Origin of the sequence: Xenorhabdus innexi (assembly GCF_002632485.1) — a bacterium.
Taxonomy (GTDB): domain Bacteria; phylum Pseudomonadota; class Gammaproteobacteria; order Enterobacterales; family Enterobacteriaceae; genus Xenorhabdus; species Xenorhabdus innexi.
The window spans coordinates 23,181-29,701 of sequence record NZ_NIBU01000044.1 but is presented as its reverse complement, the minus strand read 5'-3'; the positions used below and the strand labels follow the sequence as shown (position 1 = coordinate 29,701).

At 41.9% G+C, this 6,521-nt stretch carries 5 protein-coding genes and 2 pseudogenes; 4 read left to right on the top strand and 3 right to left on the bottom strand.

The window, feature by feature from the left end; all coding sequences use genetic code 11:
• Nucleotides 1-192 (top strand): annotated as a pseudogene (locus Xinn_RS22065) (IS3 family transposase); the annotation flags it as partial.
• Nucleotides 193-230: 38 nt separating this feature from the next.
• Here Xinn_RS22065 and Xinn_RS15060 read toward each other — a convergent pair.
• The 3 genes and pseudogenes from Xinn_RS15060 to Xinn_RS15050 all read right to left on the bottom strand — a co-directional run.
• A pseudogene (locus Xinn_RS15060) lies at nt 231-461 on the bottom strand (molecular chaperone); the annotation flags it as partial.
• Between the two features lie 216 nt (nt 462-677).
• Nucleotides 678-1,529 carry an S-formylglutathione hydrolase gene (gene fghA, locus Xinn_RS15055; RefSeq protein WP_086955881.1) on the bottom strand — a complete coding sequence of 284 codons (852 nt, stop codon included), beginning with the start codon at nt 1,527-1,529 and terminating at the stop codon, nt 678-680.
• Nucleotides 1,530-1,571: 42 nt separating this feature from the next.
• Nucleotides 1,572-2,681, bottom strand: coding sequence for an S-(hydroxymethyl)glutathione dehydrogenase/class III alcohol dehydrogenase (locus tag Xinn_RS15050; protein ID WP_086955883.1), 1,110 nt, complete (start codon nt 2,679-2,681; stop codon nt 1,572-1,574).
• A gap of 968 nt (nt 2,682-3,649) precedes the next feature.
• On the opposite strand from Xinn_RS15050, the gene Xinn_RS15045 reads away from it, so the two are divergent.
• The 3 genes from Xinn_RS15045 to Xinn_RS15035 are packed head-to-tail and all read left to right on the top strand — an operon-like array spanning nt 3,650 to nt 6,359.
• Complete coding sequence (locus tag Xinn_RS15045; RefSeq protein ID WP_086955884.1) at nt 3,650-4,441, top strand: HisA/HisF-related TIM barrel protein; 792 nt, start codon at nt 3,650-3,652, stop codon at nt 4,439-4,441.
• 2 nt (nt 4,442-4,443) lie between these two features.
• Complete coding sequence (locus Xinn_RS15040; RefSeq protein ID WP_086955886.1) at nt 4,444-5,697, top strand: hypothetical protein; 1,254 nt, start codon at nt 4,444-4,446, stop codon at nt 5,695-5,697.
• Between the two features lie 2 nt (nt 5,698-5,699).
• Nucleotides 5,700-6,359, top strand: coding sequence for an HAD family hydrolase (locus tag Xinn_RS15035; protein ID WP_086955888.1), 660 nt, complete (start codon nt 5,700-5,702; stop codon nt 6,357-6,359).
• The last annotated feature ends 162 nt before the right edge of the window (nt 6,360-6,521 follow it).

The window sequence follows — 6,521 nt, the reverse complement described above, 5'->3', positions numbered from 1 at the left end:
CATAGTGGGATAAATTATGTGACACCGGGCCAACGGCACAGAGGCGAAGACAAAGTCATTTTAACACAGCGGGATGGCGTTTATCGCCAGGCTAAACTCGCCTCTCCGGAACGCTGGTCACGCAGCACCAGAAACTGGCAATGGGTAGAAACAGTGACGCTGAATCCTGAACGAGAACAACAGGCGGCTTAAATGAATTAATGGTGCCAACTATATTGACAATTACCGCCTTCCTCACGATTTGTCGTAATTGCGCTACGGAGTAATTGTTCCCCGACGGGAGAACCCGGAGAGATATTTCTGTGGCGAAACAGGTGCTCAGAAACTGATTCTCGGGTCGGTGCTGCCAGCGCAGAAGGCATATAGAAATTATCATTTTCAATCGCGATCAATTTTGGCGTATTTCCGATCATTTCTGCTACTGCGCAATTTGATGTGCCATAGTCAAAACCGATGAACATAGGTTTCCTCGTCTCCAATCGTCGAAAAATCGTAAAAAGGGCGCAGATGCTATCGCAAATCAGATTTAAACGCGAGTGACTTCGATAAGATAATCTGGATGGTTTTTATCAGGCTGGTTTCCGGTAAGTGAAATGCGCTCGGGAAATTCGTTTAATATCAGAAAAACGGCGGATGTTCGCCGTTTTCAGGAAAGGAGAACGATATTACGTTAAGGTTTATCGCCTTTCAGCATGCTTTTGCATTTCTTTGGCATGATAGGCGACATGTTCCTCAATAAAGCTGGCAATGAAATAGTAGTTATGATCATAACCCTGCCGAAAATTTATTGTTATCGGATAGTTTTTTTCATTACAGACACTCACTAATAAGTCTGGTCGTAATTCGCTATCCATATAATCATCACCAGTTCCTTGCTCAATCAAAAGTGGTAGCTGTTCTTTTACTTTATCATTTCTAATTAATTCTACCGTGTCATACTGGCTCCATAGCGATCTGTCTTCTCCCAGATAGGCAGAAAACGCTTTTTTTCCCCAAGGAACCTGACTCGGTGCCACAATTGGTGCAAATGCCGATACACTGCAATAACGTTCTGGATTTCGCAGGGCAATAACCAACGCGCCATGTCCACCCATAGAGTGACCGCTGATTGACCGTATTTTGTTGACATGAAAATGCTTTTCTATCAAATCAGGCAGTTCTGAAACAATATAATCATACATCTGATAATGCGCTGCCCAAGGTTGTTTCAGTGCATTGAGATAAAATCCGGCTCCTTTCCCAAGATCATAAGAAGGATCGTCAGCAACGTCATCTCCTCGCGGGCTGGAATCAGGAACAACAATGACGATGCCATGTTCTGAGGCATAACGCTGAGCACCGGCTTTGGTGATAAAATTCTGCTCAGTGCAGGTTAATCCAGAGAGCCAATACAGTACCGGTAGTTTCTGGTCTTTTATCTGAGGCGGCAAAAAAACAGCAAACTTCATCTGACAATTCAGAGTGCTGGATTCATGTTGGTAGACATCCTGCCATCCGCCAAAGGATGCGTGCTGTTCAATTCTTTCCATTAATTTTTCTCTCTAAAACTGTAGGATATGGAGGCTACTCAATTAGTAGTGAATGACCGTTCGGATAGATTTGCCTTCATGCATCAGTTCAAAGGCTTCATTGATATCTTTCAGTGGCATTTTATGTGTTACAAAAGGCTCCAGCTCAATTTCACCTTTCATGGCATCTTCAACCATTCCCGGTAGCTGGCTGCGCCCTTTGACACCACCAAAGGCAGTCCCTTTCCATGTCCGTCCCGTAACTAACTGGAATGGGCGAGTGGAAATCTCCTGTCCGGCACCTGCGACACCGATAATGACTGACTGGCCCCAGCCACGATGCGCGCTTTCAAGCGCTGCCCGCATGACGTTGACGTTACCAATACATTCGAAAGTATGGTCAACCCCCCATTTCGTCATATCGAGAATAACCTGCTGAATAGGCTTTTCATGATCGTTGGGGTTGATGCAATCCGTAGCACCAAATTGTCTGGCTAATTCAAACTTCGCCGGATTTGTATCGATAGCAATAATACGACCCGCTTTCGCCTGACGAGCCCCCTGAATGACGGCAAGACCGATACCACCCAGCCCGAAAACAGCCACAGAATCTCCCGACTGAACTTTCGCCGTATTATGTACAGCACCGATACCTGTTGTCACTCCGCAGCCCAACAGGCAAACATGTTCATGATTTGCTTGCGGATTTATTTTTGCCAGTGAGACTTCGGCTACAACGGTATATTCGCTGAATGTGGAACATCCCATATAGTGATAAACAGGTTGGCCCTTGTAGGAAAAGCGGGTTGTACCATCAGGCATCACGCCTTTTCCCTGAGTATCGCGAACAGAGATACAGAGATTAGTTTTACCGGACTGGCAAAAATCACATTTACCACATTCAGCGGTATACAATGGAATAACATGGTCGCCAGGTTTAACGCTGGTAACACCTTCACCAACTTCAATAACCACTCCGGCACCTTCGTGTCCGAGCACAACGGGGAATAAACCTTCGGGATCATCACCTGAAAGCGTAAAAGCATCCGTATGGCAAACACCGGTATGGCTGATTTTTATCAGCACTTCACCTGTTTTCGGTGGTGCTACATCAATTTCAACAATCTCGAGTGGTCTGTTTGGCCCAAAAGCAACGGCAGCACGTGATTTCATAGCATCCCTCTTTTTCGATGAGATAAAACGTAAAGGTAGGTTTGTGCGCATATGGTTGTGGCGCACACAGAAAAACTCGTTTTATAGTTTGCTCATCAGGTGATTGTGCCTGATGTTAATGATGAACGATATATACACTTCGTCTTTCAAGCTGCCTCTTTGTTGGCTGGGCAAACTCGTTCCCGACGAATTTGTCATTCCCTTGCCGCCGCGAAGCAACTCGAAATTCATTGTGTATAGCATTCAGTTTACCGGGTTATGAGTGATAATCACCATGTAGTACCGAATATCCTTGAGAGGGTAACTTGTTAACATCATAGCTAAGGATACTCTGCCTGAATCAATATCGTTAATACTCCACCAGTGGATAGATCTAAGATAGTACCGATCCAATGGACATCCAGATTTTTTCCTTCTTCATATCTTTCTCTCTCATAAAAAATAATTATTTTTGATAAGTGTGTTTTTATAATTGATGTGATTTTTAACTAATTTATAGTAAATGATTTTTTTATTTCAACTTGTTCCTTTGTTAGTTTTGTTTATCCCTTTAATTATTGTGTTTATAAATGGAAAGTTATCTATGCTGTATGAGTTTATTTTCCTTATCTCAGCGTAATCTGAAATCTATTTAATGTGTAATATTGAGGATTTTATGCTGATTAAAGTGTAATAACCTGATTAAGTTGGTGTTTATTATTTTTCTTATTGTTTTTTATATCTGTCTTTATTTTATTTGTTTTTTATAAAAAAGCATAACTACATAATGAAATTACTTTATTTAAAACTCATTACTTTTCCATATTATGAATTATTGAAATGGTTAATCGTAATTGTTAAGGAAAATCAATGTGAATATTGGCGGTTAATCAAAAGAGCGTTGGTTATAGGGCAGTGAGTGATAATCGCATTAATAATTTTTGTTATTAAATGTGGATGATATGTTTTGTGATTAATTAGGTGGTTAAATGATAACTAAGGAAATGTTCGAAGTATTCCCTTCTGTTGATATTGTCGATGGGATAGCGATGACATCAAATTCTGCAATTCGCCTGACTCGTGGTGAAAGTTCAACATTACGGCGGCCTTTAGGTACTCCGGCTGAAGTTGCATTGGCTTGGCAAAATGCCGGAGCAAAATGGATACATGTGGTTGATCTTGATGCTGCGTCAGGTCGGGGTTCCAACAGTCATTTAATCGCTGATGTTATCGAGGCAGTCGATATTAATGTACAAGTCTGTGGTGGTATCAGAAATGAAGAGATCCTGAGCAGGGTATTGGCAACCGGATGCCAGCGGGTAAATTTAGGAACCGCTGTATTAGAAAATTCGGATTGGTGTGCCAGAGCCATTGGCGAATATGGCGATAAAATTGCGATTGCTTTGGATGTAAGGAATACCCCGGAAGGTTATCAACTGGCAACTCATGGGTGGAATGTCAATAACGGCAAGCTTTGGGATATTCTCGAACGTCTGGAAAAACAAGGGTGCCAGCGTTATGTCGTTACTGATGTTGAACGGGGCGGTATGATGAGTTCGCCTAATTTTACACTGCTGAGTGAAGTCTGTGCAAAAACGTCATCACCGGTCATTGCTGGTGGTGGTGTCTCAAGCATAGATGACCTGCGTATTTTAGCTGATATGTATGATCGGGGAGTCGAAGGTGCCATTCTGGGTCAGGCACTGCATATCGGTAAAGTTCCTCTCGAAGAGGCACTTTCTGCAACCCGAGAATCAAAAGCGCAAGCACGAAGAGGGTAAATATGGCTGAGTTTCTTTCACCTGCTTCAGTTATTCCATCTATTTTAGATCTACGTGCTGTGGGTTTATTAGGCGAATTACGAGCGATTTCCGCAACAAATCATTTAATGGAAGAAGTTATGGTGCTTCCGGGGGTAGTTGCGAAGAAACAGAATATCCTTAGCTCCCGAGGGTTCGCTTATTACGAGCCGAAAACCTGTGACGAGTTACTGGCAACTGTAAAATATTATGCAGACATCATCATTAAACTTCAGTGTACAGATAAACAATGCGCAGCACCTTCAAAATACATATTGGCAGATCACTGTCTGGTGAAATTGTTGCGTATTATCGATAGTTTATTAAACGTTCCACAGATGACTAATGAAGATATTGTCCCTTTTATTGATGGGGTAAAGGTATGTGCTGAAATCGTCTGTTCAGCACTAATGGGGAGCAAATCTACCCTTTCTTCTTCCTTACTTCAGGACTTGAAACTACCAACAGGTACGGAGCATCAGATACCCCGAACATATATTGAGGGTGATAATCATTTATTAACATTAGCCGCAGCACAAATAGATGCCTGCCCGAACTCTTCCGTTATCGGGGTGATGTTAGGCGGCGCTGCGACAGCCGCAGTCACCGCCGCTGCATGGAATAGTGAACTCAATTTAGTAAAAGTTTCGCGCTATGATGATGCATGCAGCAATAGTCATCATATCTGGGGGCGTAACATACCTTCCGAGCATTCTGTTTCGGTTATTGATGATAATTGTGGTACCGGGGATACCTTACGGCAGGTAAGAGAGTTGGTTATCACTCGAACAGGAATAAGGCCAAAGCTACGAGCCACCGAATTACATTGGGAAAAACTACTGCGTACCTGCGTGTATGGATACTCTGACCGTGTATTCAGCCCTGAATCTTTAGATGTGTTGACCCCATGGTGCTTCAGACATCATAAGGTACTTAATAATTTAGTTAATCAGCTTTCAACTGATGAGAGTAAATATGCTCATACAACTACAGCGGATTGGGTTAACTATTCATACAGTTTATTGTCTGTCTTGCATGACACTCTGAAAGAATCCACATGGGCACCAGAGTTATTGAAGGTTTTATCGGCTTTGAGAATTCTCGATAGAGTAAGCGGTACTCAACCTATTGATGCATTCAGAGATATAGCGCAACAATGTCCTGAATGTTTGTCCCGTAACCGTGAGTCTGGATCAAAGAATCTGGAACAGGCAGGTACAACTAAGGAAGTGAATTGATTATGACAACAGCACATATTATTTGGGATTGGAATGGCACCCTACTGAATGATGTTAATGTTTCAGTAAGTGCAACAAATTTAGCGCTTGCGGAAATTGGTATTGAACCGCTGACACTGGAACAATATCGGCAATATTATTGTGTTCCGGTGCAAATTTTCTATAAGCAGGTAATTGGACGCGAGCCATCTTCTTCTGAATGGTCAATTATAGGAAAAACATTTAATACCCATTATCGTCCCGGCATAAAAAGAGCAAATTTAGCAGAAGGAGTGAGTGAGCTGCTTGCTGCCCGTTATCAATCAGGTGCGACACAATCACTATGTTCACTGATGCAGCATGAAGAATTAGTTCCTATGATTGACAGCCACGGTATTGCTAAATTCTTTACCCACGTTGATGGTAGAAATACACCATTATTGACTACCGGAAAGTCTGAGCAATTGGCTAATCACATCAGGAAACTCAATATATCCCCTGAAAAGAGCGTTGTGATTGGTGACGCAACCGATGATGCTATTGCCGCATTAGCAGCAGGCACTCATGCCATTCTTTACACGGGGGGAACCCATAGCCGTTTAAGTCTTGAAACGGCAGGTGTACCGGTTGTTGATACACTAAATGAGGCTTTATTAATGGCTGATTATTTAGTCAGCAAATAAAAATTTTTGAACTACTGAAATAAACAATTTTTATCATCGTTATTATTTTAAATAACGTATTATTTATTATGGTTTTTAATGGGCTATTTATATTTTGATTCAAATAGCTGACTGACATAATCCATTGAGATAATATTTTTTTAAAATATAAAAGAAAATACC